Genomic DNA, 25606 nt, shown 5'->3' on the forward strand with positions numbered 1-25606 from the left:
TGTAATGATTAAAAAACTATTAGTTGCTAATAGAGGTGAAATTGCCGTTCGAATTATACGTGCTTGTAAAGAAATGGACATTGAAACAGTAGCCGTATATTCCGAAGCAGATAAAGAATCATTGCATGTTCAATTAGCAGATGAAGCCTATTGTATCGGTCCTACGTTAAGTAAAGATAGCTACCTCAATTTTACAAATATCATGAGTGTAGCGACATTAACAGAGGTAGATGCAATTCACCCCGGTTATGGGTTTCTAGCTGAAAATGCTGATTTTGCAGAAATATGTAAAGCATGTAATGTGACCTTTGTTGGCCCAAGTGCACATTCAATACAAAAGATGGGTATAAAAGATGTAGCAAGAGAAACAATGAAGGAAGCAAATGTCCCAATTGTACCGGGTTCAGAAGGGATTATTCAAAATGAAGAAGAAGCCATTGCTATTGCTGAAGAAATTGGCTATCCAGTAATTATTAAGGCGACTGCAGGTGGCGGTGGTAAAGGTATTCGCGTTGCAAGATCTGAAGAAGAATTAATCAAAGGAATTCGCGTGACACAAAAAGAGGCGGAGACAGCCTTTGGAAATCCAGGTGTATATATTGAAAAATTCATCGAAGATTTTCGCCATGTCGAAATTCAAGTGCTTGCTGATAATTATGGCAATGTTGTTCATCTTGGAGAAAGAGACTGTACCATTCAGCGAAGACTACAAAAGTTGATAGAAGAAACTCCTTCTCCGGCGTTAAACGAAGAAGTTCGAACAAAAATGGGAGATGCAGCAGTTAAAGCTGCACAAGCTGTTGATTATCGAGGTGCAGGAACGATAGAATTCATTTTTGATCGTACGTCAAAAGAATTTTATTTCATGGAAATGAACACAAGAATTCAAGTTGAACACCCAGTCACCGAAATGGTAACAGGAATTGACTTAATCAAAGAACAAATAAAAATAGCTAATAATGAAGAACTGTCCTTCAATCAGGAAGAAATTACTTTCGAAGGTTGGGCAATAGAATGTAGAATAAATGCAGAAGATCCATTTAAGAACTTTATGCCATCTCCAGGGACTATCGAGATGTACTTACCACCAGGTGGTTTTGGTGTGAGGGTGGATTCAGCTGCTTATCCAACGTATAAAATACCTCCATTTTATGATTCCATGATTGCAAAATTAATTACGTATGGTCCAACACGTGAAGAAGCAATTAATCGAATGAAGAGAGCATTAGGAGAATTTTTAGTTGAAGGAGTTCATACGACAATTCCTTTCCATCAACTAATTATGGAACATGATGTATTTGTAGCAGGGGATTTTAATACAAACTTTTTAGAAGAGCATCCAATTGTTGAAAAAAACAAATAAATGGAGACGAAGGAACATAGATTATCATTAAAAAATGATAAGGAGTGAGAAGATGGCTGATCAACAATTAGTAAATGTAAGTGAGAATACTGGTTTAGGTAAGGTAGAGATTGCTCCAGAGGTAATTGAAGTAATTACTGGTATTGCTGCATCAGAAGTAGATGGGCTGTATGCAATGCGTGGTAATTTTGCTACCGGTGTAGTAGAACGGTTCGGGAAAAAAACACATAGTAAAGGTGTAAAAGTTGAACTAACAGATAACGGGGTAGCTATTGATTTATACGTTGTACTGGATTATGGTGTATCTATACCACAAGTAGCTCAAAAACTACAAGAAAATATTAGACAAACTCTAAAAAATATGACGGCATTGGATATAGCAGAAATAAATATTCATGTTGTTGGTGTACAAATGGATAAAGAGGATACCGAAGAAGTGAACGAATAATGATCAAGGTCAAAAGAAGCCATTCTTTTGACCTTGATTTATTCCTATATCATTCATTTGTTCCTGACTGTTGTTTGTAGCTTTGCGTGTATAATCATGTTATTATTTGTGGTAGATAAGATAAAAGGAGTTATGGAAGATGAAACGTCATGCAGCAAGAGAAAAAGCATTTCAAATATTATTTCAGTTAGATATTAACATAACTGACCCTAATGAAATAACAAGTCAGCTACTAGATGCAGAGGAGCAGGATGATTTTTTGCAAGCACTAGTCGAGGGTGTTGTTTCCCATAAAGATGAAATCGATCAAACCATATCAAACCACCTAGAAAATTGGACAATCCAAAGACTTGCATCGGTAGAAAGAACTGTTTTACGAATCGCTACTTATGAAATTTTGTATGTCGAGGATGTTCCTACTAACGTATCCATTAATGAAGCTATTGAATTAGCTCATTTATATGGAGATGATAAATCAGGGAAATTTGTGAATGGTGTTCTATCAAAAATTATCGCTAAGTAATCAATAAATAATTTGCATAGGGGGAATTGAATTATGTCTGCTCAAATTATTAATGGAAAAGATTTAGCACAAGAATTAAGACTCGAGATGAAAGAAGAAGTGGTGAAGTTAAAAGACACAGGTGTCAACCCCAACTTAACAGTAATATTAGTTGGAGATAATCCAGCATCAAGATCTTATGTAAAAGGAAAAGAAAAAGCTTCTGCACAAGTAGGTATTCAATCTGAAGTTATCGAATTATCAAGCTCTGTAACAGAAGAAAAATTACTTGAAATAATACATAAATTAAATGAAGACCCTTCTGTCCACGGTATTTTAGTTCAATTACCACTTCCTGATCACATACACGAGCAGCATATAATAGAGGCAATTTCCCCAACTAAGGATGTCGATGGATTCCACCCAATAAATATTGGACGAATGATGACAGGGCAAGATACATTTTTACCTTGTACACCATTTGGAATTATTACCATGCTAAAATCTAAAAGCATCCCTATTGCAGGTAAGCATGTAGTTATTATTGGAAGGAGTAATATCGTAGGAAAGCCTGTTGGACAATTATTATTAAATGAAAATGCTACGGTAACTCATTGTCATTCGAGGACAAGTAACCTCAAAGAATATACTACGAAAGCAGATATTTTAATTGTAGCTATTGGGAAGCCAAATATTATTGATAAAGAATATTTGAAAGCCAATGCGGTAGTAATTGATGTTGGTATCAATCGCCTAGATAATGGCTCATTAACAGGAGACGTTGACTTTGATAGCGCAGCCTCTAAGGCTTCATATATTACTCCTGTTCCTAAGGGTGTGGGTCCAATGACGATCGCAATGCTATTACATAACACGATAAAAGCTGCAAAAGGACTGACTTAATTGAGTGAAAAATATTTGACCGTTACAGCTTTAACGAGATATATAAAACGGAAGATAGATACAGACCCTCATTTAAGAGATGTTTGGTTAAAGGGAGAAATATCTAATTTTAAACATCATAGCAGAGGTCATATGTATTTAACCATTAAGGATGATAACACTAGAATCCAGGCTGTGATGTTTGCTGGTAATAATCGTTATTTAAAATTCACCCCTGAAAACGGTATGAAGGTTCTTATTCGAGGGGAAATTAGTGTTTTTGAAATGAATGGACAATACCAACTATATATTCAGCAAATGGAACCGGATGGTATAGGATCACTGTATTTAGCTTTTGAACAGTTAAAAGAAAAGCTTCGAAAGCTTGGCTATTTTGAAGATATCCATAAAAAAACAATTCCGGTTCATCCAACTTCGATTGGAATTATTACCTCTCCAACAGGTGCAGCAGTTCGTGATATTCTCACAACAATTAAAAGGCGTTACCCTATTGTTCAGGCTACAGTTATTCCTGTTTTAGTTCAAGGACCACACGCTGCCGCATCCATAAAAAAAGGTATAGAAACAGCTAATAATAAAGGTTCATTTGATGTGCTGATCGTTGGACGTGGTGGAGGTTCTATTGAAGAACTTTGGAGTTTTAATGAAGAGATTGTTGCCCAAGCTATTTTTAATTCCGATATTCCGATTATATCCGCAGTAGGTCATGAAACAGACATAACAATAAGTGATTATGTCGCTGACCTAAGAGCACCAACACCAACTGGAGCTGCTGAATTAGCAGTACCTTCCGTGAGTGATCTAATGGAACGAATAAGGACTCGTAAACATTCCCTCACAAGGGCGATGAAAGTAGTAATTGAACGTAATCAAAGCATACACCGACGGATGACTCAATCCTATGCCTTTAAATATCCGAAACAGATCATGCAACAACGAGAACAAGAATTGGATAAACTAGATGAACATTTACATAAATATACTAGAAATCATTTATCTCAAAATAATGAAGCGTTCCGGCATCTAGTGATGCGTTTGAACTATCAACACCCAAAACGACAAATTGATTTGTATCAGAAGGAACTTGATCAACTGAATCGTCAACGTCTAAAGAGCATGAAGTTGATAGTGGAGAAAAACACAACACAACTGAAAAAATCGATGGAAAAACTAACACTTTTAAATCCGTTAGAAATTATGAAACGTGGATTCGCAATACCTTTTACTTCTAGTGGGGATATTATTAAATCAACAAATCAAGTTACCAAGCATGATAATGTTTCGATCCAAGTTAATGATGGAAAGATTAATTGCCAAGTGTTACATATAGAGGAGGGTAATAATGAGTAATTCAAAAGAAATATCCTTTGAGGAAGCTATGGAGCAATTAGAAACAATTGTGGAGAAATTAGAAGAGGGAGATGTCCCCCTTGAAAAAGCAATTAATTATTATCAAGAGGGTATGAAGTTATCCAAGTTATGTAGTGATAAATTAAGCAATGTCCAAGAGAAAATGGCCCAAATAATGAATGAGCAGGGAGAACTCGAACCGTTTGAAGTACAGGAGGATAAGTAATCGTGGAAGGTATGTTAAATGATTATATTTCATCGAATCAAAAGCGAATAGAGAAAGAAATAAACAGGTATGTTCAACAGCTATCCATTCCCCTGGAATTAAAAAATTCAATGCTTTACTCTTTAGAAGCAGGTGGGAAAAGATTACGTCCAGTCTTACTAATGGCAAGTTATGAAACTTATGGGGAAGATGTTTCAAAGGTATTTTCATCAGCAGTCGCTTTAGAAATGATTCATACATATTCCTTAATACATGATGATTTACCAGCTATGGATGATGATACGTATCGTAGAGGAAAATTAACAAATCATAAAGCTTTTAATGAGGCAACAGCAATACTAGCTGGTGATGCGTTACTAACATATAGTTTTGAAGTTATTTCAAGTGACCCATTACTTACAGATCGTGAAAAAGTTGAAATTATTAATAAAATATCCAAATGTAGTGGACCAAGCGGTATGGTTGCAGGTCAAATATTAGATATGGAAGCAGAAAATAAGGAGATATCCTTGGAAGAATTAGAAAATATCCATAATCTGAAAACAGGGGAATTGCTAAAGTTCGCCATTACAGCAGGAGCATATTTAGGAAATGCTACTGAAGAACAGTTAGAAGCTTTAGAAGAGTTTTCGTATTATTTGGGATTAATATTTCAAGTACAAGATGATATTCTAGATATTGTTGGTGATGAAAATAAAATAGGGAAATCAGTTGGCAGTGATGAAATCAACGATAAGAGTACCTACCCGAAACTATTAGGGTTAGATGGTGCAATGGAAAGAAAAAATGATTATGTCAATCGTGCGAAAGAGGCTTTAAAAAAGGCGGATGCCGATGTTTCGAATTTAAGTGCACTAACTGACTTCTTTAGTCAACGAGACCATTAAAATATATATTTTTTCCCTAATTTATGTTATAATACTTATAAAAGGAATGGTGCAGTATTCTAGTCAGTCCTCCGTTCCTGAAGGCGGGCCTAAAAATCCGCCAAAGGGCACATCGATGAAGTTCCTTGTGTTGGCTTGAGGCGCCCAGCCTTGGGTCGATGCTGGGAGTTAAGGTTTTTGGGCGATCCACAAAGGCATGTGGGCGTTGACCCGATTACCGCGGAGGCCCATCTCTGTAGTGTTAACTAAGCCTAGGGATCATTATGGAATGGGGTATGAACCTGCATGAAGTGGTTAGGGACACCTAACGTGCAGCGTAGCCTGCCTTGAGTGGTATGCGAGGGGATTAGAGGTACGAGTAGTTACACTAGGTGGCCACTAGTATGACTATTTTTTCTCTATGAAATCGGTACTGCAAAAGAGGCTAGGGAGCGGCTAAAGACTGCTGAGGAAATCTCCTAGACTGTTCTATGGACATTTAAATGGGATTATAGTGTGGACTAAGTGGTAATCCAGTCTAGCTTTTGGTGACAAAGCTAAGTTGGGTTTAAAGGGGAACCGCCTACGTGGCAACACGTGGTACTCAACTGGGAAAACCTACTGGACCTAAGCCACAGTTTTTACTATTTAAATGACCATTCCTTCATACATATTGTAATCAATTCTTAGTATATTATCAGAAATCTAATGATAAAATAATGGAGTTAATAATGAATTCACAAATAAAACGTTCGATAAAATTTAGTTTAACTATTGCCGTTATCACTTTTGTGTTAGCGGCTGTTTTTTCAGTAATATCATCTTCTATCTTAAATCAAGTAATGTGGTTAATCGGTACCATTGTCGTGTTTTTTATTGTATTGCTGGGAGTTATATTTGATATGCTAGGAATTGCCTCAACTGCTGCAGATGAAAAACCTTTTCACGCCATGGCTGCAGAAAAAGTTCCAGGTGCTAAACAGGCGGTGTACATCATCCGCAATGCAGATAAATTTGCAAGCTTCTGTAATGATGTCATTGGTGATATTTCAGGTATTGTCAGTGGCACAGCATCTGCCATAGTTGTATTACAAATTGCTAACCTAATGGGGCAAGGTGATGGCTCTTCAACACAGATTACTTTAGGTGTGATTTTCACAAGCTTAGTAGCTGCGCTTACAGTTGGAGGTAAAGCAGTAGGGAAATTTTTAGCAATTAATTCATCAACACAGATTATTTTCTTTGTAGCGAAGGTAATTGCTTTTATAGAAACAAAGTTTAAAATAAAATTGCTTCCATCATCAGATACTAAGAACAAATAATTTACGTCAATTTATCAAAAAAGGAAATAACAATAATGAGTAAAAAAAGATTAGATGTGTTATTAGTCGAAAGAGAGTTAATTGAAACAAGAGAGAAAGCAAAAAGAGTTGTGATGGCTGGACTTGTTTTTTCCGAACAAACCAGATTAGATAAGCCAGGAATGAAAGTGGAAGAAGATATTCCAATAACCATTAAAGGAAACCTAATTCCGTACGTTGGACGTGGAGGTTTAAAGCTTGAGAAAGCACTGGAATACTTTGCATTAGATGTTAAAGACAGAATAATGGTGGATGTAGGTTCATCTACAGGCGGTTTTACAGATTGTGCTCTACAAAATGGAATAGAAAAAAGTTATGCCATTGATGTTGGATATAATCAGTTGGATTGGAAGTTGAGAAACGACCCTCGTGTAATTGTGATGGAACGGACAAACTTTCGTTATGTGACAAAGGATATGCTACAAGAGGGATTCCCGAATTTTGCTACAATTGATGTATCATTCATTTCCCTAAAATTAATATTACCTGTACTTCATAAATTGTTAGAAGATAATAGTGATGTTATTGCTTTGATTAAACCGCAATTTGAGGCTGGGAGAGAGCAGGTAGGTAAAAAAGGGATTGTAAGAGATAAAAATGTACACCGAAACGTTCTTGAAACGATCATTTCTTTTGCAATAAATGAAGGATTCCAACTCTATGGATTGACTTTTTCACCGATTACTGGTGGCGAAGGGAATGTTGAATTTTTAGCTCATTTCGGTTGGAATAAAGAAAAAGAAGGAATTTTAATAGATGATGTCGAAATAGAGCAAGTAGTCGAAAAAGCTCATCATAAATTTAAGACACCTGAGAATATATGAGTATGGACTGCAAAATGATTGTAGTCCATCTTTTATGAAGGCAGTTTGGTGGAAATACATGAGGATTCCTGTGAGTCCGCAGAAAGCGTAGTGTATTTTCGAAGCAGTTAGATACGTAACAGTATAAATGAAATTGCTACAAATTACATGAACAGAGCCTTTGTAAAAACCGAATGGAATATGGAGGTGCGGAATGAGTAAGATACAACGTCATATAAAAATAAGGGAATTAATTACCGAAAATGAAATTGATACACAAGATGAACTTGTAGATCAATTAAAAAATCTAGGTTATAACGTCACACAAGCAACGGTATCAAGGGACATTAAAGAATTACACTTAGTAAAGGTTCCGACAACTAGTGGTAAGTACAAATATAGCTTGCCTGCAGATCAACGCTTTAACCCTTTAGACAAATTGAAACGTTTAATCATGGATGCCTTTGTAAAAGTAGAACATACCAGTCATTTTATTGTACTTAAAACACTACCAGGGAATGCACATGCAATCGGAGTGTTAATCGATAACTTGGATTGGAATGAGATTATGGGAACTATTTGTGGTGATGATACGTGTCTAATTATTTGTCGATCAGAACGAGATACAGAGAATATTAAAGATCGCTTCTTGAACATGCTTTAAATCGAAATTAATGGGGTGTAAAATTACATGTTAACAGAATTATCGATTCGTAATTTTGCAATTATTGATCACATAACAATAACATTTAATGAAGGATTAACGGTATTAACAGGTGAAACAGGTGCAGGAAAATCAATTATAATTGATGCTGTTCAACTATTAGCTGGAGGTCGTGCGTCCGTTGAGTTTGTAAGACATGGTCAGGAAAAAGCAGAAATGGAAGGTCTATTTTCTATCGATTATCAGAGCCATCCAATATTCAGTGTAGCAAAGCAATATGGAGTGGAGATCCAAGATGATCAAGTTGTATTACATCGTGTTATAACTGCCAGTGGAAAAAGCATCTGTAGAGTCAATGGGAAATTGGTAACATTAGCCATTTTGAGAGAGTTCGGCAAAACCTTAATTGATATACATAGTCAACATGAAACACAATCACTCATGGTTCCTGAAAATCATATTGAATTATTAGATTTATATGATCAACAAGAAATTTCACAAGTAAAAGAAGAGTATACATATTTGTTTAAAAAACTACAAACTTTAAAAAAAAGGTATAAAGATCTTACCGAAAATGAACAAGAAATGGCACACCGGTTAGATTTATTAGAATTTCAACTAAATGAAATTGAACAAGCTGATTTAACACCGGATGAAGACATAGCATTAGAAAAGGAACGTAACCATTTAATGAACTATGAACGGATTTATAAAGGTGTTCATGACGCATACCAAGCTTTGTATGGTGAACAAAAGGGAATAGAATGGTTGAATATTGCCAAACAATCCTTGCAGGACATCAGCAACTATGATAATACGATCAGTGAAAAAGCAGAGGAATTATCGAATTACTACTTTCTAATTGAAGAAATAAGTATGGATTTACGAAATTTCCAGGAATCATTGGAGTATGACCCAAATCGCTTGAATGAAATTGAATCAAGATTAAATGAAATTAGTCGATTAAAGAAAAAATATGGTCAGACAGTGAATGAAATACTATCGTATATGGGTAGGATAGAAGAAGAGATTGAACAAATTAGAAATAAAGATTCGCACCTTTCAAAATTAGCTGAGCAAATGAAAGATCTTGAAAATGATACCTATTTAGAAGCAAAACAACTCCATGATTTACGAAGAAAAGCATCTGAGTCCTTAGTTGAAGATGTGCATCGAGAATTAAAAGGGTTATATTTAGAAAAAGCCACATTTTCGATTTCGTTTAACCCATGCATAAATCACCTGAACGAATTAGACGGAGACAAGGCCACTAGCTTACATAAAAATGGCTTTGATCAAGTAAAATTCATGATATCAACCAATTCTGGAGAACCATTGAAAGAACTAAGTAAGGTCGCATCCGGGGGAGAATTGTCTCGGATTATGTTGGTCCTAAAAAAAATCTTTGCGAGACATCAAGGAGTTACAAGTGTGATTTTTGATGAGGTAGATACTGGAGTAAGTGGTCGTGTTGCGCAAGCTATAGCAGAGAAAATATTTCAAATATCTAATCAATCACAGGTATTATGTATTACTCACTTACCTCAGGTTGCAGCAATGGCTGATATACATAAATTCATTTCAAAAGATGAAAGCAATAACCGTACGACTACCACCGTTTCAGAATTGACATTAAACGAACAAATAAATGAATTGAGTAGAATGATTACAGGAACGAAGCTAACTGAAACGGCAAAAGAGCATGCAAAAGAATTGCTTGATTTAGCCACAGATTTTAAAAGTATGCAGGTCAATAAGGTTAATTCGTGAAAAGCCAGAAGTATCTGGCTTTTTATCGCATCTTTCCTTATGCTGTTTTAAAGGTACAATCATTATTCATTCTTTCATAAACTTTAGACAGGAAATGATACACATCTTTTCTAATCTCTCACCAGTTTAAAAAACGCCCAAAAGGTAAAATTATAAGTACAGAGAAAAAAATATGGTATGGGTTAGGAACGAGGAGAGTGAATTGCGTGAAAAAGACAAATAAGATTCGATTAATTACGGGCGTAATGCTCCTTATAGCTTTGCTTACAGTTCCTTTTATGCCCCCAATTCAGAAATATATCTCGATCCCCAATGAAATTGTTACCGTCAATAACCAATCTCCTATTGATTTACCTGCATTAGGTAGTTCTGTAGAAGTAGGTGCAACGGAAAACATTCAAGCAATTGATTCATCCATGTTTTATGCACAAGATACTGGTAAAAGCGAGCTAACTTATTCGTTAGCTGGCATGCCAATCAAAAAAGTAAATGTTTCTGTACTGGAAGACATTAAAGTAATCCCTGGTGGGCAATCCATTGGCGTACAACTTCATACGCTCGGGGTACTTGTAGTAGGTCATCACCTTGTAAATGGAGAAAATGGTTCACTATCTCCTGGAGAAGATGCGGAAATCGAAGTAGGTGATGTTATTTTAGAAATTAATGGGCAAAAGATTAAAGCAATGAAGGATGTTAAACCACTCGTCGAGGAAGCTGGTAAAAATAAGAAAGACTTAAAGCTAAAGGTAAAAAGAGGCAAAGAAACATTTGAAACTTCGTTGAAACCTGTATATGATCCAAAAGAAAAGGAATATAGAATTGGTTTATATATACGGGATTCGGCAGCTGGTATTGGAACAATGACATTTTTTGAGCCACAGTCAAAGAAATACGGTGCTCTAGGACATGTTATTTCAGATATGGACACAAAGAAGCCCATTGAAATCCACAATGGAACGATCGTACGCTCAACCGTAACTTCCATTGAAAAAGGGAATAATGGAACTCCAGGTGAAAAGCAGGCAAAATTCTCTTTGAAAGATAACAAAATTGGTTCGATTACCAAGAATAGTCCTTTTGGTATCTTTGGAAAACTAGAGAGTGGTATAACGAATGGAAATTATGATAAACCGATGTCAATTGCTTTATCACATGAAGTAAAAGAAGGTCCTGCAAAGATATTAACTGTGATCGATGGAGAAAAAGTCGAGGAATTTGATGTAGAAGTTGTCAGCAGTATAGCACAGAAATCTCCAGCGACAAAAGGAATGGTTATTCAAATTACAGACCCTAAGTTATTAGAGGCAACAGGTGGTATTGTTCAAGGAATGAGTGGTAGCCCTATCATTCAAGATAACAAAATCATCGGAGCAGTTACCCACGTTTTTGTGAATGATCCTACTTCCGGGTATGGTGTTCATATTGAGTGGATGTTACAAGATGCGGGTGTGAACATTTATAAAGAAGAAAATGAAATAGCTGGCTAATACAAAAAACTTGTAGTGATTTCTCACTACAAGTTTTTTGTATTGTTGTATATTCAAATTGATTTTCGAGTAATGAAAACATCTGCGGTAAAAATAAGTTGTTAAAGAGTATTGAACATACACAATTAATATCAAATTTGCGATTAGATCCTGTATATGAATGATTTGTATAATACAAAAGTTGTGTTTTTCAATTATATAAGAATTCTTTCAATTTACATGTTATAATAAAAGCAGAAATATTTTTCGACAAGTTGATCTGGGTTTTGTCATATAAAATCGAATCATATCGAAATATATAGCAAATTGAAGTAAATCAAAGAAAACATAAAAAAATCCAAAGTTTTTCAAATAAAAGAAGGATATTTCGAACTTATGTCGAATACATAGTATGGGAAAAGCTCGAATAATAAAAGGAGGAACTTTTGTGGAAAAGATTTCAGTATGTTTAGTGGATGATAATAAAGAACTCGTCCAACTAATGGAAGAATATTTTGATGAAAAAGATGATATTGAAGTAATTGGTACTGCTTTTAATGGGAAAGATTGTTTGTCCATGCTAGATGAATTAAAACCGGATGTTCTCATTTTGGATATTATTATGCCTCACGTGGACGGAATAGCGGTTTTGAATAAACTTAGAGACATGGGGCGAGACACAAATGATCCAAGTGTTATTATGCTGACTGCTTTTGGGCAGGAAGAAGTAATGAAAAAAGCAGTAGACTTAGGTGCTTCTTATTTTGTACTCAAACCGTTCGATTTAGATAATTTAGCAGATCAAATACGTCAAGTTAAAGGAAGCCCAATTGTTTCAAATAGGGCAAATAAAGGCCATAAAAAAGAAAGAAGGAAAAAAGATTTAGAAGCAAGTATCACAAATATTATTCATGAGATCGGCGTACCTGCTCATATTAAGGGGTATATGTATTTAAGAGAAGCGATTACAATGGTTTATAATGATATTGAATTGTTAGGATCTATTACTAAGGTGCTTTATCCTGATATCGCAAAAAAATACAATACCACTTCTTCGAGGGTAGAGCGTGCTATTCGTCATGCGATCGAAGTTGCATGGAGTAGAGGGAATATTGATTCTATCTCGGCTTTATTTGGTTATACGGTAAGTGTTTCTAAAGCAAAACCAACAAATAGTGAGTTTATCGCGATGGTAGCTGATCGATTACGATTGGATCATAAAGCAAGCTAATAAAAAAAGATTACTGTAAGTTTAAAACTTTACAGTAATCTTTTTTTCTTTAATTTTCAAAAAAAACGTCGTATAAAGATTGTATTGCTTTGTCGATATCTTCTGATTGAATGCCGAACATCATAGAAACGTCGGAGGATCCTTGGTTGATCATTTTAATATTAACATTTGCTTTGGTTAGAGCTGTTGTAGCTTTTTGTGCTATCCCAATCGTATTCATCATACCTTCTCCGACGATCATAATCATCGCAAGATTTTGATGAATTCTAACTGTATCAGGATTTAATTCTTGTTTAATTTGCTTTAATATTTTTTCTTCTTTATCAGCATTAAGTTGATTATCACGAATAATGACAGACAAATCATCAATTCCAGAAGGTGAATGTTCAAAAGACACCGATTCTCTCTCTAAAATTTCGAATAGCTTTCGACCGAATCCTAATTCTCGGTTCATTAAATATTTACTGACAAATAATGTGGAAAATCCTGTATCACTGGCAATTCCTACAACACATTTTTCTTTATCCTCTTTATTTGCGACAATTAATGTCCCTGGAACTTCGGGATTATTTGTGTTTTTAATGGAGACTGGAATACTTTCTTTAAATGCAGGAATTAGCGCTTCATCATGAAAAACAGAGAATCCAGCATAAGACAATTCACGCATTTCTTTATATGTTAGTGTTTTTATTTCTTTTGGGTTGGTAACAATATTAGGATTAACCGTATATACGGAATCGACATCTGTAAAATTTTCGTATAGACTTGCTTTAACCCCTGCCGCTACAATCGAACCGGTAATATCTGAACCGCCTCTTGAAAATGTCATCAATTTTCCAGTAGTTGTATAACCGAAAAACCCCGGTATAACCAAAATTTCTTCTCTATCACGTAATGTAAATAACTTAGGATAACTTTCGGGTAGTATTTGTGCATTCCCTGGTTCATCACTCACAATAATACCTGCATCTTTTGGACTTAAGTAACTCGCCTTAAGACCAATGGTATTTAAATACTCACTAAGTATTTTAGCACTACTGTCTTCTCCAATTGCTTTTAACGCATCCAATTTTTGCTCTGTAGATTCATCCCACTTTAATACGCTATTTATTGTTTCTTCGATATCATATAAGATTTTTTTAGAAATTGCTAACTCCTCTATAATTTCTGCAAATCGTTGCATGATAACTTCCATATAGTCTAAATAGGGTTTATCATGGACAAATGCATCACCTAAATTAATTAATACATCTGTAACTTTAAAATCATTTTTGTCTCGTTTTCCAGGTGCGGAAACGACTATAAACTTTCGACTAGAATCATTTTTAATGATTTCTCCGACCTTTTTTAACTGTGTTGCGTTTGCTACAGAACTTCCTCCAAATTTTGCTACTTTCATTTCAATCTCCCCAATACGAAGTTTAATCTGTTGTTGGATTATTCTATTGCTCTTTCTTTTTTTGCTGGCGTTTTCTATCACGATATACGATAAATCCAGTAATAAAAGTTAATCCGCTTATAAATAGAATTAATCCAACAGTAAACTGAACGCCAGTATGTATGAAAACTGGGTAGAATTCATCGAATAATGTGTCTCTCATGAGCTTTATTCCGATTGCGGAAATAACTCCTGGTATAAGTAAAATTAAAAATGCAATAATTCGAATCATGGAATTCTCCTCTAGCTATATAACTTTAATTAGTATATCAAAATACAATGAAAATAGGTACAGTAATATTAACATTATTAATTTGCTAATTTCTGCAGGTTAAAGTATGATGGATTTATGCAGAAAATTGCAAGGTGGGATGAGATGAAACGAGTTTTAATTGTTGGGGCTGGCAAGGGAGGAAGTGCGCTTTTTAAAATATTATTTCCTATTGATCGTATGAACGTTATCGCTATGATTGATACAAATCCTGATGCAAAAGGTCTTGAATTGGCGAGGCAATATAATATCCCAACTGGAAATGACTGGAAGTACTGGATAAATGAAAAGGTAGATATTATCATTGAAGCAACAGGAAATGAAAATGTTCTCAATGAAATTCTCCAAACCCGTAAACAAGAAACAGTTGTGATTCCTGGATCTGTGGCTTATGTCATTTCAGAATTGCTGGATGAAAAAGAAGCATTACTAGATAAGTTAACGGATCAAACAAATAATCAAGAGCTAATATTAAGTAATATCCGTGATGGAATGATTGTTATAAACGAACAAGAGGTCATTCAATTTGTAAATAAAAGTGCCGAACAAATCTTTGGGAATTCCAAAGCAAATTTAGTTGGCAAACAAATAGATAAAGTAATCCCGAATACGAGATTGCCTCAAATATTGAGAAGTAGAAGAAAAGAAGTAAATCAGAAATTACTACTTGAGAATGGTAAAATGGTCATTACAACTAGACTTCCCATCATAAATGCGAATGACCAGTTAATCGGTGCGTTTGCAGTTTTTAAAGATATAACAGAAGTGCTTAATTTAGCTGAAGAAAATACGGATTTAAATGAAATTAAAACCATGCTAGAAGCAATTATCCAATCCTCTGACGAAGCAATAAGTGTTGTTGATGAAAATGGAATTGGACTCATGATAAATCCTGCGTACACGAGAATTACTGGATTGAAGGAAACAGATGTTATTGGTGAACCAGCGACTGTGGATATCTCTGAAGGTGAAAGTATGCATATGAAAGTCTTGCAGACGAGAAGACCAGTCAGAGGTGTTCGGATGAAGGTAGGTCCTAGCAAGCGTGATGTACTAGTTAATGTAGCACCTGTTATTGTAGATGGAAAAATTAAAGGTAGTGTTGGAGTTCTGCATGACGTATCAGAAATTAAATCATTAACGAGTGAACTGAAAAGAGCTAGACAGATTATACGTAACTTAGAAGCCAAATATACATTCGATGATATCATTGGAAAATCAAACGAAATGCAGTTGGCATTAGAACAGGCAAAAGTTGGTGCGAAAACACCCGCAACTGTACTTTTACGAGGTGAATCAGGAACGGGGAAAGAGCTATTTGCACACGCAATACATAATGAAAGTAATCGAAAACATAACAAATTTATTCGTGTAAACTGTGCAGCTATTGCGGAGTCAATTCTGGAAAGCGAATTATTTGGTTATGAAGAAGGTGCATTTTCCGGAGCAAAAAGAGGCGGAAAAAAAGGTTTATTTGAAGAAGCAAATATGGGCAGTATATTTCTTGATGAGATAGGTGAATTATCTCTCCACATGCAGGCGAAATTATTACGTGTACTTCAGGAAAACGAAATTGTGCGTGTGGGTGGAACAGATCCAGTTATGATTGATGTTCGTATAATTGCTGCAACGAATGTAAATTTAGAGAAAGCAATCATGAATAAAACGTTTCGAGAAGATCTCTACTACCGATTAAACAAATTACCTATCTTTATTCCTTCCCTTCAGGAAAGGATATCTGATTTACCAGAATTAATTCACCATATTATTCAAAAAATGAATCAAGATTACGGTAGAAATGTTACTACAATTTCAAATGATGCTTTACTAGCCTTAGATGCATACCATTGGCCAGGTAACGTTCGTGAATTAGAAAACGTTATAGGACGAGCCATGATTTATATGGAAATGAATGAAGAAGTTATCAAACAAGAACATATACCAAGTTTGCAGACTATGTCGCAAAACTCAAGTGAAGAAATAAGTATTCGTTTAGACCTACCGCTTCAAGATGCGGTAGAGCAATATGAAAAAGAGTTAATTTCAAGTGTATACAAACAAAGTGGTTTTAACAAAACTAAGACAGCAAAAAGATTAGATATCTCGATAAGAAATCTATACTATAAGCTGGAAAAGTACAATATTGCAAAAAGTAACCTGCAATAATTTGCGCATTTGCAAAAATGTGCAAGAGCCATAAAGTGAAAAATGAAGCGCTTACATACATTTGGTAGTTGGCACGTTTTTTGCATATAAGTTTATGAGGTGGTGTGAACATAATGAAATCATTAGCAGCAATAAAGAATCAAGTACAACATGAAAAGAAACAAATCGTTTCACTAGCAAATGCTGCAGATAGGGAGGTTCTTACAGCTGTTAAATATGCTATATCGGAGGAACTTTGTAGTTTCATATTAATTGGCGATCAAGAAGAGATAAAGGAGACGGCATTTAAAGCTGAATTAGATCTTACGTCGCCACTAATTTCGGTACAGCATGAAGAATCAGAACCGAGTTTAGCGGCTGTGAAAACAGTTTATGAAAAGCAAGCAGACATTTTAATGAAAGGAAATGTCTCGACAAAATCATTATTAAAAGCAGTTCTAAACAAAGAATATGGACTCCGAACTGGTAATGTTTTGTCACATGTAGCATTGTTTGACATCCCAAATCAGGATCGTCTTATATTTTTGACAGATGCCGCAATGAATATCCAACCAACATTAAAGGAAAAGGTAGAAATAATTCATAATGCAGTTCGTGTTGCACATGGGGTTGGCATGGAATTGCCGAGAGTGGCAGCAATAGCACCGGTAGAAGTAGTTAATGAGGCTATGTCTTCTACAATGGATGCTGCTATGTTAACGCAAATGCAAAGACGAGGACAAATAAAAGGCTGCCTTGTCGATGGTCCTTTAGCCTTTGATAATGCTGTTTCTAAGGATGCTGCAGAGTTGAAAGGTATTACTTCCGATGTTGCGGGCAAAGCCGATATATTATTATCTCCAACGATTGACGTAGGAAACGCTTTGTATAAATCATTCATATATTTTGCACAAGCGAAAGTTGCTGCGATCATTAGTGGAGCAAAGGCACCAATCGTTTTAACCTCTCGCGCAGATTCTGCTGAGAGTAAATTATATTCTTTATCATTAGCATTAGTTTCATCAAAATCATTTTAGGAGGAATACGATATGGAGATTTTTACTTATATGGAGAAATACGATTATGAACAGTTGGTTTTTTGTCAAGACAAAAATTCTGGATTAAAAGCTATAATTGCAATACATGATACTACATTAGGTCCTGCACTTGGCGGAACTAGAATGTGGACGTATAACTCAGAAGAAGAAGCTATTGAAGATGCTTTACGATTAGCCAAAGGAATGACTTATAAAAATGCTGCTGCTGGTTTAAATCTTGGTGGAGGAAAGACTGTGATCATCGGTGATCCGAGAAAGGATAAAAATCCAGAAATGTTCCGTGCTTTCGGAAGATATATTCAAGGATTAAACGGTCGTTATATTACAGCCGAAGATGTGGGTACTACGGTAGAGGATATGGATATTATTCATATGGAGACGGACTTTGTTACGGGTATTTCGCCAGAGTTTGGTTCCTCAGGCAATCCATCACCTGTGACAGCTTATGGTGTATATAAGGGTATGAAAGCTGCAGCGCTTGAAGCATATGGCGATGATTCATTAGAAGGAAAAACAGTGGCTGTTCAAGGTGTTGGTAATGTAGCTTACACACTATGCGAATATCTTCATAAAGAAGGTGCAAACTTAATTGTTACAGACATTAATAAAGCTGCCGTCGATCGTGCAGTTGAAGCATTTGGAGCAAAAGCTGTAGATCCTGATGATATATACGATGTGGATTGTGATATTTATGCTCCATGTGCATTAGGTGCCACAGTAAATGATGACACGTTGACAAGATTAACAGCAAAAGTTATTGCGGGATCTGCAAACAATCAATTAAAATCAACAAAACATGGCGACATACTTCATGAAAAAGGAATCGTCTACGCACCTGATTACTTAATTAATGCAGGCGGTGTGATTAATGTAGCCGATGAGTTAAATGGTTACAATCATACGAGAGCGATGCGAAAAGTAGACACAATTTATGATAGCATTTTAAAGGTTTTCGAAATTTCGAAACGTGATAATATCCCAACATATGCTGCGGCAGATCGTTTGGCAGAAGAAAGAATAGAGTCTGTGAGGAATTCAAGAAGCCAATTTTTATTAAACGGACATCACACCTTAAGCAGAAGATAGTATTTACTAACGGAGGTAACTATAGTGCAACAACAGTATCGCATTTTAGTAATCAACCCAGGATCAACATCAACGAAAATCGGTGTGTTTGATAACGATGTATGTATATTTGAGAAAACAATCAGACATGAAATGAAAACAATAGCTCAATTTAACAAGATAATTGAGCAATATGATTTTCGGAAAGAAGTTATTCTTGAACAATTAGATTATGAAGGAATTAATGTTTCAAAGTTAGATGCAGTTTGTGCAAGAGGTGGTTTACTTCGACCGATTGAAGGCGGAACTTACGAAGTAAACGACACCATGCTACAAGATTTACAATTAGGATACAATGGAGAGCATGCTTCAAACCTTGGTGGGATTATTGCCCACGAAATTGCAAGTGGCCTAAATATCCCGGCATATATTGTCGATCCAGTTGTAGTGGATGAACTTGATGAAATAGCACGTTTTTCGGGAGTGCCAGAAATTCCGAGAAAAAGTATTTTCCATGCGCTAAATCAAAAGGCTGTTGCAAGAAGAGCGGCAAAAGATATGGATAAGGCATATGAAGATATGAAAATAATAGTCACTCATATGGGTGGTGGGATTACAGTTGGTGCCCATCAAAATGGTCGAGTAATTGATGTGAATAATGGTCTACATGGAGACGGCCCTTTTTCTCCTGAGCGTGCAGGGACCGTTCCAGCGGGAGACTTAGTTGCCTTATGTTTTTCTGGTCAATATTACCGGGATGAAATCATGAAAAAATTGGTAGGAAATGGCGGACTTATGGCTTATTTACATACCAATGATGCCAGAGAAGTGGAAGAGAAAATTACCAACGGTGATAAGGATGCAAAGCGTATTTACGAAGCGATGGCCTACCAGATCGCTAAGGAAATTGGAAGTATGAGCGCTGTTTTAGCTGGTCGAGTTGATGCTATCGTATTAACTGGGGGCTTAGCATATGGGAAAACGTTTGTTGAAATGATTTCTAACCATATCAGTTGGATAGCGGATATATTAGTGTATCCAGGTGAAAATGAATTACAAGCTCTTGCAGATGGGGCTTTAAGGGTATTACGACACGAAGAGTTACCAAAAGTATACCCAAACGTAGATGGAAAGGAGCTGACCATACATGACGAAAGAATATGATTTAGTCGTTCTTGGTGGCGGAACTGGAGGATATGTTGCGGCAATTAGAGCATCACAACTTGGTATGAATGTTGCTGTAGTTGAAAAAGGAAATCTAGGTGGGACATGTTTGCATAAAGGCTGCATTCCATCCAAAGCATTACTGCGAAGTGCTGAAGTATTTAAGCAAACAAAAGAAGCAAGCCAATACGGAATTGAGACGAATAATGTAGCACTGAATTTTATGAAAGTCCAAGAAAGAAAAAATAGTGTCGTGCAAACATTACATCAAGGTGTACAAGGATTAATGAAAAAAGGAAAAATTGATGTTTTTGAAGGATTTGGTCGTATACTAGGACCAAGTATATTTTCACCTATGCCTGGGACAATCTCCATTGAGTATGAAAATGGTGACGAAAACACGATGATCGTTCCTAAAAATGTATTAATTGCTACCGGTTCAAAACCAAAATCATTGCCTGGGTTAGAAATTGATGGAACATATGTAATGAGTTCTGATGAGGCATTAGAGATGGATCAATTACCGTCATCTATCGTAATTGTAGGTGGTGGAGTTATCGGAATTGAATGGGCTTCTATGCTTGCTGATTTCGGTGTGGAAGTAACTGTAATTGAGTATTTAGATCAGATCCTTCCAACTGAGGATGATATGGTTGCAAAAGAAGTAGAAAAACTGCTAAAGAAAAAAGGTATTTCGTTTGTGAAGGGTGCAAAAGTATTGCCTGATACACTATCGGTGGAAAACGGAATCAATATTGAAGCAGAGGTTAATGGAAAAACCGAGACATTTAAAGCAGAAAAAATGCTAGTTTCTGTTGGACGTGAGGCAAATACAAGTAATATCGGTATTGAAAATACGGATATTGTATTAGAAAAAGGCTTCATCCAAACGAATGACTTTTACCAAACGAAGGAATCACATATTTACGCCATTGGAGATGTCATTGGTGGAATGCAATTAGCCCATGTAGCATCTCATGAAGGGATTGTTGCAGTGGAGCATATGGCAAACCAGGATCCACACAAAATCAATTATGAAAATATACCTACATGTATATATTCAAACCCTGAGGTGGCAAGTGTTGGATTGACAGAAAAACAAGCAAAAGAAAAAGGTTATGAAATTAAAGTAGGTAAGTTTCCGTTCAAGGCTATTGGGAAGGCATTAGTATATGGTGAATCAGAAGGCTTTGTGAAGATTATATCTGACAAAAAAACCGAAGATCTTCTAGGGGTTCATATGGTTGGACCTCATGTAACCGATATGATTTCAGAAGCTGGACTGGCTAAAGTACTCGATGCTACACCATGGGAAATTTCTCAAACGATTCATCCACACCCAACTTTATCAGAGATTATGGGTGAGGCATCCTTAGCTATCGATGGATTGCAAATTCATGGTTAGCAGCACGTTTGCGATATTCTATTATGAAATTATTTAAATTAGAGGGAGGGACTTTACATGTCTACGAATCGTCATGAAGCGTTAGGATTAACGGACGAACAAGTTATTGAAATGTATAAAACAATGCTTTTAGCAAGAAAAATCGATGAACGTATGTGGTTATTAAACCGAGCTGGAAAAATTCCTTTTGTAATATCTTGTCAAGGGCAGGAAGCCGCTCAAGTTGGTGCAGCTTTTGCTTTAGACAGATCCGGTGATTATGTAGCTCCTTACTACCGTGATATGGGCGTTGTACTTGCTTTCGGTATGACCGCACAAGAATTAATGTTATCAGCTTTTGCAAAAGCTGAAGACCCTAATTCAGGTGGTCGACAAATGCCAAGTCACTTTGGACAAAAGAAAAATCGGATTCTTTCAGGTTCTTCACCGGTTACAACACAGTTACCTCACGCAGTAGGTGTTGCATTGGCAGCAAGAATGGAAGAAAAGGATTTTGTATCGTTTGTAACCTTAGGTGAAGGTTCTTCTAACCAAGGTGACTTTCATGAAGGGCTGAACTTTGCAGGTGTTCATAAATTACCTGTCATAACTATGGTTGAAAATAACAAATATGCTATTTCAGTACCAATTGAAAAACAAATCGCTGCGGAAAAAGTTTCTGATCGCGCAATTGGTTATGGTATGCCAGGATATACCGTAGATGGAAATGATCCTCTAGCGGTGTATGAAGTTGTCAAAGAAGCAAGAGAGCGCGCGGTTAACGGTGAGGGTCCAACGTTAATTGAGGCGATTTCTTACCGGTTAACGGCCCATTCAAGTGATGATGATGATCGTTTGTATCGAAATAAGGAAGAAGTAGAAGAAGCAAAGAAAAAAGATGCTTTATATACATTTGCAACATACTTGAAAGATGAAGGAATTTTGACAGAAGAATTAGAGTCAGATATGAATAATGAGATAAATCGTATCGTTAACGAAGCAACAGACTATGCTGAAAATGCACCATATGCTGAAGCTGAATCTGCATTAAGATACGTTTACGAAGAGTAGGGAGGGGGATTTTTTATGCCTGTAATGTCATATATTCAAGCTGTAACTAGTGCATTAAAAGAAGAAATGCAACGTGACGAAAAAGTATTTGTCTTAGGAGAAGATGTAGGTAAAAAAGGTGGCGTATTCCGTGCTACTGACGGACTATTCGATGAATTTGGTGAGTATCGGGTATTAGACACCCCGCTTGCTGAGTCAGCTATTGCTGGTGTCGGTATAGGTGCTGCAATGTATGGAATGCGACCGGTAGCCGAAATGCAATTTGCAGATTTTATTATGCCTGCGGTAAACCAAATTATTTCAGAAGCGGCGAAAATGCGTTACCGTTCAAATAATGACTGGAATTGTCCGATAACAATCCGTGCTCCGTATGGCGGTGGGGTTCATGGTGCATTGTATCATTCCCAATCTGTTGAGGCAGTATTTGCTAATCAACCAGGATTAAAAATTGTTATGCCATCTACACCTTATGATGTTAAAGGATTGTTGAAAGCTGCAATCCGGGATAATGATCCAGTACTATTCTTTGAACATAAACGTGCATATCGGTTATTGAAGGGTGAAGTACCAGAAGATGATTATGTGCTTCCAATTGGTAAGGCAGATGTAAAACGCGAAGGGTCGGATGTTACGATTATTACATACGGACTTTGTGTTCATTTTGCTTTACAAGCTGCGGAAAAATTGGCAGAAGAAGGAATTGATGCTCATATCCTTGATTTGAGAACGGTTTATCCACTGGATCAAGAAGCAATAATCGAAGCAGCCAAAAAGACAGGTAAAGTACTATTGATTACAGAAGATAATAAAGAAGGAAGTATTATAGGTGAAGTAGCTGCAATCATCTCAGAGAATTGCTTATTTGACCTTGATGCACCAATTCAAAGATTAGCAGGACCTGATGTCCCTGCAATGCCGTATGCTCCATCAATGGAGAAGTTCTTTATGATAAATCCAGATAAAGTAGAGAAAGCAATTCGGGAATTAGCGGAATTTTAGAAGGAGGGACAACAATGGCTACTGAAAAAATTAACATGCCACAACTTGGTGAAAGTGTTACAGAGGGCACAATTAGTTCATGGCTCGTTAAAGTTGGAGATCATGTAAATAAATACGATCCCATTGCCGAAGTAATGACTGACAAAGTAAATGCGGAAGTACCTTCATCGTTTACTGGAACGATTAAAGAACTTACCGCTCAAGAAGGAGATACGATAGCTGTCGGTGAGTTAATGTGTTATATCGATACAGAGGGTGGATCGACAGAGGAAGAAACAAGTACACCTGATACACAAGCAAGTGAAGAAAACGATCCAACTCCAGAACCTGCTGGAGATCAGTCTATGAAGAAACGATATTCTCCTGCTGTTTTACGGATGGCGCAAGAGAATGATATAGATTTAGACCAAGTGACAGGTAGTGGGCGTGGTGGAAGAATTACTCGTAAAGATCTTGAAAAAATTATTTCGAGTGGTAATGTTCCTACACCAACTCAACAGCCGGCTGAGCCAAAAGCAGAATCTACACCTAAAACAGTAGATACCCCACCTGTACAATCAAAAGTTGAACAACCAGTCCAGCAAGTGCCAACGCAAGCGGGGGATATTGAAATTCCAGTTACGGGTGTTCGAAAAGCTATTGCTCAAAATATGGTACGTTCCAAAACAGAAATCCCTCACGCATGGATGACTGTAGAAGTAGACGTTACTGACTTAGTTGCGTATCGAAATACTATAAAAAATGAATTTAAGCAAAAAGAAGGGTTCAGTTTAACCTTCTTCGCATTCTTTGTTAAGGCAGTTGCCCAAGCTCTGAAAGAGTTCCCGCAACTTAATAGCATGTGGGCAGGGGATAAGATTGTACAAAAGAAAGATATTAACTTGTCTATTGCAGTGGCAAAAGATCAAGAATTATTTGTTCCTGTTATTAAACATGCGGATGATAAAACGATTAAAGGGATTGCTAGAGATATAACTGATTTAGCCACAAAAGCACGGACTGGTAAATTGGCTTCAGAGGATATGCAAGGTGGAACATTTACAGTAAACAATACCGGATCATTCGGTTCTATTCATTCAATGGGAGTAATCAACTATCCACAAGCCGCAATATTGCAAGTGGAATCAATTGTGAAGCGTCCAGTTATTATTAACGATATGTTTGCTGCTAGAGACATGGTGAACCTATCACTATCACTAGATCATCGTATTTTAGATGGGTTAGTTTGTGGTCAATTTTTAGCACGAGTGAAGGATATATTGGAAAATATGAATCAAGATACAACATCTGTTTATTAAAAGTAATATAAATTGAATTTTCTAGGTAGAATTGATAAGCTTTAACTGTAGTTATGCTTATTAATTTGGATTGTAAGGAGATGAACGTTACATGGATTTTAACATGTTTATGAATGATGTTGTCGATGCAGCACGTAAAGATATTAGGGAAGCAGGGTATCAAGAGCTTAAGGACCCTGAAACAGTTGATGAAGCTTTAAATCGTGAGGGGACTACTTTAGTGATGGTTAACTCAACTTGTGGATGTGCAGGAGGGGTTGCTCGCCCAGCAGCAGCAAATGCCATTCATTATGACAAAAGACCAAATCATTTAGTTACTGTCTTTGCTGGTCAAGATCCTGAAGCGACAGAAAAAGCTAGGGAGTATTTCGAAGGATACCCACCATCATCACCATCTTTTGCTTTCTTAAAAGACGGGAAAATTGTCTCGATGATAGAAAGACATGATATTGAAGGTCATAGTGCTATGGATGTTATGGGTAAACTGCAACAGATTTTTGATGAGCATTGTAAAGAGGTATAATAAAAGATCAACATTATGAGGCTGTCTCTTTTTATTCGAGTCAGCCTTTTTAATAAGGCTTCTTTCGTATCGATTGTTTCAATTTATTGTTCTAAAAGGCTATTTTCTAAAATACTGTTGCTCTCTCTTTAGGAGAAATGAATCTTAATGAGTAGTTGATGTAAAATGCGCAGTAACATATCAAAAATTGCTCTGATTACAAATTGTAAATTAATATAACGCTCGCAACACCGCTTC

Annotated in this window: 24 protein-coding genes; 22 read left to right on the top strand and 2 right to left on the bottom strand. The window is 36.2% G+C overall.

Features of this window, described 5'->3' with window-relative positions; all coding sequences use genetic code 11:
• Positions 1-4 precede the first annotated feature (4 nt).
• From accC to spo0A, 13 genes are all read left to right on the top strand, one after another.
• Positions 5-1363 (top strand): acetyl-CoA carboxylase biotin carboxylase subunit, encoded by a 1359-nt coding sequence (accC, locus tag ACFSTA_RS12745; RefSeq protein WP_377557096.1) that lies wholly within the window; start codon positions 5-7, stop codon positions 1361-1363.
• 52 nt (positions 1364-1415) lie between these two features.
• Complete coding sequence (locus ACFSTA_RS12750) at positions 1416-1811, top strand: Asp23/Gls24 family envelope stress response protein (protein WP_377557098.1); 396 nt, start codon at positions 1416-1418, stop codon at positions 1809-1811.
• A gap of 139 nt (positions 1812-1950) precedes the next feature.
• The gene (gene nusB / locus ACFSTA_RS12755; RefSeq protein ID WP_377557099.1) at positions 1951-2334 is read left to right on the top strand and encodes a transcription antitermination factor NusB; all 384 of its coding nucleotides are present in this window, start codon (positions 1951-1953) and stop codon (positions 2332-2334) included.
• A gap of 33 nt (positions 2335-2367) precedes the next feature.
• Positions 2368-3216 carry a bifunctional methylenetetrahydrofolate dehydrogenase/methenyltetrahydrofolate cyclohydrolase FolD gene (gene folD, locus ACFSTA_RS12760; RefSeq protein ID WP_377557100.1) on the top strand — a complete coding sequence of 283 codons (849 nt, stop codon included), beginning with the start codon at positions 2368-2370 and terminating at the stop codon, positions 3214-3216.
• A complete protein-coding gene (gene xseA / locus ACFSTA_RS12765; RefSeq protein WP_377557101.1) occupies positions 3217-4566 on the top strand; it encodes an exodeoxyribonuclease VII large subunit in 1350 nt (449 codons plus the stop codon).
• The gene (locus ACFSTA_RS12770; RefSeq protein WP_377557102.1) at positions 4559-4792 is read left to right on the top strand and encodes an exodeoxyribonuclease VII small subunit; all 234 of its coding nucleotides are present in this window, start codon (positions 4559-4561) and stop codon (positions 4790-4792) included. Before xseA ends, ACFSTA_RS12770 begins: the two co-directional genes overlap by 8 nt.
• Before the next feature lie 11 nt (positions 4793-4803).
• Positions 4804-5679 carry a polyprenyl synthetase family protein gene (locus ACFSTA_RS12775; protein WP_377557380.1) on the top strand — a complete coding sequence of 292 codons (876 nt, stop codon included), beginning with the start codon at positions 4804-4806 and terminating at the stop codon, positions 5677-5679.
• Positions 5680-6389: 710 nt separating this feature from the next.
• Positions 6390-6980: a hypothetical protein gene (locus ACFSTA_RS12780; RefSeq protein WP_377557104.1), complete on the top strand. Its 591-nt coding sequence runs from the start codon at positions 6390-6392 to the stop codon at positions 6978-6980.
• Positions 6981-7015: 35 nt separating this feature from the next.
• Positions 7016-7843 (top strand): TlyA family RNA methyltransferase, encoded by an 828-nt coding sequence (locus tag ACFSTA_RS12785; protein WP_377557105.1) that lies wholly within the window; start codon positions 7016-7018, stop codon positions 7841-7843.
• 193 nt (positions 7844-8036) lie between these two features.
• Complete coding sequence (ahrC, locus tag ACFSTA_RS12790) at positions 8037-8486, top strand: transcriptional regulator AhrC/ArgR (protein ID WP_377557106.1); 450 nt, start codon at positions 8037-8039, stop codon at positions 8484-8486.
• Between the two features lie 27 nt (positions 8487-8513).
• Positions 8514-10256: a DNA repair protein RecN gene (gene recN, locus ACFSTA_RS12795; protein WP_377557107.1), complete on the top strand. Its 1743-nt coding sequence runs from the start codon at positions 8514-8516 to the stop codon at positions 10254-10256.
• Between the two features lie 206 nt (positions 10257-10462).
• Positions 10463-11743 carry a SpoIVB peptidase gene (gene spoIVB, locus ACFSTA_RS12800; protein ID WP_377557108.1) on the top strand — a complete coding sequence of 427 codons (1281 nt, stop codon included), beginning with the start codon at positions 10463-10465 and terminating at the stop codon, positions 11741-11743.
• 391 nt (positions 11744-12134) lie between these two features.
• Positions 12135-12953 (top strand): sporulation transcription factor Spo0A, encoded by an 819-nt coding sequence (gene spo0A / locus ACFSTA_RS12805; protein WP_377557110.1) that lies wholly within the window; start codon positions 12135-12137, stop codon positions 12951-12953.
• A gap of 49 nt (positions 12954-13002) precedes the next feature.
• Here spo0A and ACFSTA_RS12810 read toward each other — a convergent pair whose 3' ends face one another.
• A complete protein-coding gene (locus ACFSTA_RS12810) occupies positions 13003-14352 on the bottom strand; it encodes an aspartate kinase (RefSeq protein WP_377557111.1) in 1350 nt (449 codons plus the stop codon).
• A 43-nt stretch (positions 14353-14395) separates the two neighbouring features.
• Positions 14396-14623, bottom strand: coding sequence for a DUF2627 domain-containing protein (locus tag ACFSTA_RS12815; RefSeq protein ID WP_377557112.1), 228 nt, complete (start codon positions 14621-14623; stop codon positions 14396-14398).
• Positions 14624-14767: 144 nt separating this feature from the next.
• On the opposite strand from ACFSTA_RS12815, the gene ACFSTA_RS12820 reads away from it, so the two are divergent.
• The 9 genes from ACFSTA_RS12820 (at position 14768) to ACFSTA_RS12860 (ending at position 25369) form a co-directional block, all read left to right on the top strand.
• Complete coding sequence (locus ACFSTA_RS12820; protein WP_377557113.1) at positions 14768-16828, top strand: sigma 54-interacting transcriptional regulator; 2061 nt, start codon at positions 14768-14770, stop codon at positions 16826-16828.
• Positions 16829-16941: 113 nt separating this feature from the next.
• On the top strand, positions 16942-17844 hold the full coding sequence (gene yqiS, locus ACFSTA_RS12825) for a phosphate butyryltransferase (protein ID WP_377557114.1): 903 nt from the start codon (positions 16942-16944) through the stop codon (positions 17842-17844).
• 12 nt (positions 17845-17856) lie between these two features.
• Positions 17857-18951, top strand: coding sequence for a branched-chain amino acid dehydrogenase (bcd, locus tag ACFSTA_RS12830; protein ID WP_377557115.1), 1095 nt, complete (start codon positions 17857-17859; stop codon positions 18949-18951).
• A gap of 24 nt (positions 18952-18975) precedes the next feature.
• The gene (buk, locus tag ACFSTA_RS12835; protein WP_377557116.1) at positions 18976-20094 is read left to right on the top strand and encodes a butyrate kinase; all 1119 of its coding nucleotides are present in this window, start codon (positions 18976-18978) and stop codon (positions 20092-20094) included.
• Positions 20078-21499 (top strand): dihydrolipoyl dehydrogenase, encoded by a 1422-nt coding sequence (gene lpdA, locus ACFSTA_RS12840; protein ID WP_377557117.1) that lies wholly within the window; start codon positions 20078-20080, stop codon positions 21497-21499. The genes buk and lpdA overlap by 17 nt, the downstream gene beginning before the upstream one ends.
• A gap of 57 nt (positions 21500-21556) precedes the next feature.
• Positions 21557-22549: a thiamine pyrophosphate-dependent dehydrogenase E1 component subunit alpha gene (locus tag ACFSTA_RS12845; protein WP_377557118.1), complete on the top strand. Its 993-nt coding sequence runs from the start codon at positions 21557-21559 to the stop codon at positions 22547-22549.
• Between the two features lie 15 nt (positions 22550-22564).
• Positions 22565-23548, top strand: coding sequence for an alpha-ketoacid dehydrogenase subunit beta (locus ACFSTA_RS12850; protein WP_377557119.1), 984 nt, complete (start codon positions 22565-22567; stop codon positions 23546-23548).
• A 14-nt stretch (positions 23549-23562) separates the two neighbouring features.
• Positions 23563-24846: a dihydrolipoamide acetyltransferase family protein gene (locus ACFSTA_RS12855; RefSeq protein WP_377557120.1), complete on the top strand. Its 1284-nt coding sequence runs from the start codon at positions 23563-23565 to the stop codon at positions 24844-24846.
• 91 nt (positions 24847-24937) lie between these two features.
• The gene (locus ACFSTA_RS12860; RefSeq protein ID WP_377557121.1) at positions 24938-25369 is read left to right on the top strand and encodes a BrxA/BrxB family bacilliredoxin; all 432 of its coding nucleotides are present in this window, start codon (positions 24938-24940) and stop codon (positions 25367-25369) included.
• Positions 25370-25606 lie beyond the last annotated feature (237 nt).

The sequence above is a fragment of the Ornithinibacillus salinisoli genome, from assembly GCF_042684965.1.
Taxonomy (GTDB): Bacteria; Bacillota; Bacilli; order Bacillales; family Amphibacillaceae; genus Ornithinibacillus; species Ornithinibacillus salinisoli.

Excerpts from the sequence above, each read along its gene's own strand:
- ACFSTA_RS12815 (WP_377557112.1), bottom strand. The coding sequence starts at position 14,623 with ATGATTCGAATTATTGCATTTTTAATTTTACTTATACCAGGAGTTATT.
- ACFSTA_RS12785 (WP_377557105.1), top strand. The coding sequence starts at position 7,016 with ATGAGTAAAAAAAGATTAGATGTGTTATTAGTCGAAAGAGAGTTAATT.
- ACFSTA_RS12750 (WP_377557098.1), top strand. The coding sequence starts at position 1,416 with ATGGCTGATCAACAATTAGTAAATGTAAGTGAGAATACTGGTTTAGGT.
- ACFSTA_RS12810 (WP_377557111.1), bottom strand. The coding sequence starts at position 14,352 with ATGAAAGTAGCAAAATTTGGAGGAAGTTCTGTAGCAAACGCAACACAG.
- ACFSTA_RS12845 (WP_377557118.1), top strand. The coding sequence starts at position 21,557 with ATGTCTACGAATCGTCATGAAGCGTTAGGATTAACGGACGAACAAGTT.
- bcd (WP_377557115.1), top strand. The coding sequence starts at position 17,857 with ATGGAGATTTTTACTTATATGGAGAAATACGATTATGAACAGTTGGTT.
- nusB (WP_377557099.1), top strand. The coding sequence starts at position 1,951 with ATGAAACGTCATGCAGCAAGAGAAAAAGCATTTCAAATATTATTTCAG.
- ACFSTA_RS12770 (WP_377557102.1), top strand. The coding sequence starts at position 4,559 with ATGAGTAATTCAAAAGAAATATCCTTTGAGGAAGCTATGGAGCAATTA.
- folD (WP_377557100.1), top strand. The coding sequence starts at position 2,368 with ATGTCTGCTCAAATTATTAATGGAAAAGATTTAGCACAAGAATTAAGA.
- ACFSTA_RS12855 (WP_377557120.1), top strand. The coding sequence starts at position 23,563 with ATGGCTACTGAAAAAATTAACATGCCACAACTTGGTGAAAGTGTTACA.
- ACFSTA_RS12820 (WP_377557113.1), top strand. The coding sequence starts at position 14,768 with ATGAAACGAGTTTTAATTGTTGGGGCTGGCAAGGGAGGAAGTGCGCTT.
- yqiS (WP_377557114.1), top strand. The coding sequence starts at position 16,942 with ATGAAATCATTAGCAGCAATAAAGAATCAAGTACAACATGAAAAGAAA.
- ACFSTA_RS12850 (WP_377557119.1), top strand. The coding sequence starts at position 22,565 with ATGCCTGTAATGTCATATATTCAAGCTGTAACTAGTGCATTAAAAGAA.
- accC (WP_377557096.1), top strand. The coding sequence starts at position 5 with ATGATTAAAAAACTATTAGTTGCTAATAGAGGTGAAATTGCCGTTCGA.
- ACFSTA_RS12780 (WP_377557104.1), top strand. The coding sequence starts at position 6,390 with ATGAATTCACAAATAAAACGTTCGATAAAATTTAGTTTAACTATTGCC.
- lpdA (WP_377557117.1), top strand. The coding sequence starts at position 20,078 with ATGACGAAAGAATATGATTTAGTCGTTCTTGGTGGCGGAACTGGAGGA.
- ACFSTA_RS12860 (WP_377557121.1), top strand. The coding sequence starts at position 24,938 with ATGGATTTTAACATGTTTATGAATGATGTTGTCGATGCAGCACGTAAA.
- ACFSTA_RS12775 (WP_377557380.1), top strand. The coding sequence starts at position 4,804 with ATGTTAAATGATTATATTTCATCGAATCAAAAGCGAATAGAGAAAGAA.
- recN (WP_377557107.1), top strand. The coding sequence starts at position 8,514 with ATGTTAACAGAATTATCGATTCGTAATTTTGCAATTATTGATCACATA.
- spo0A (WP_377557110.1), top strand. The coding sequence starts at position 12,135 with ATGGGAAAAGCTCGAATAATAAAAGGAGGAACTTTTGTGGAAAAGATT.
- ahrC (WP_377557106.1), top strand. The coding sequence starts at position 8,037 with ATGAGTAAGATACAACGTCATATAAAAATAAGGGAATTAATTACCGAA.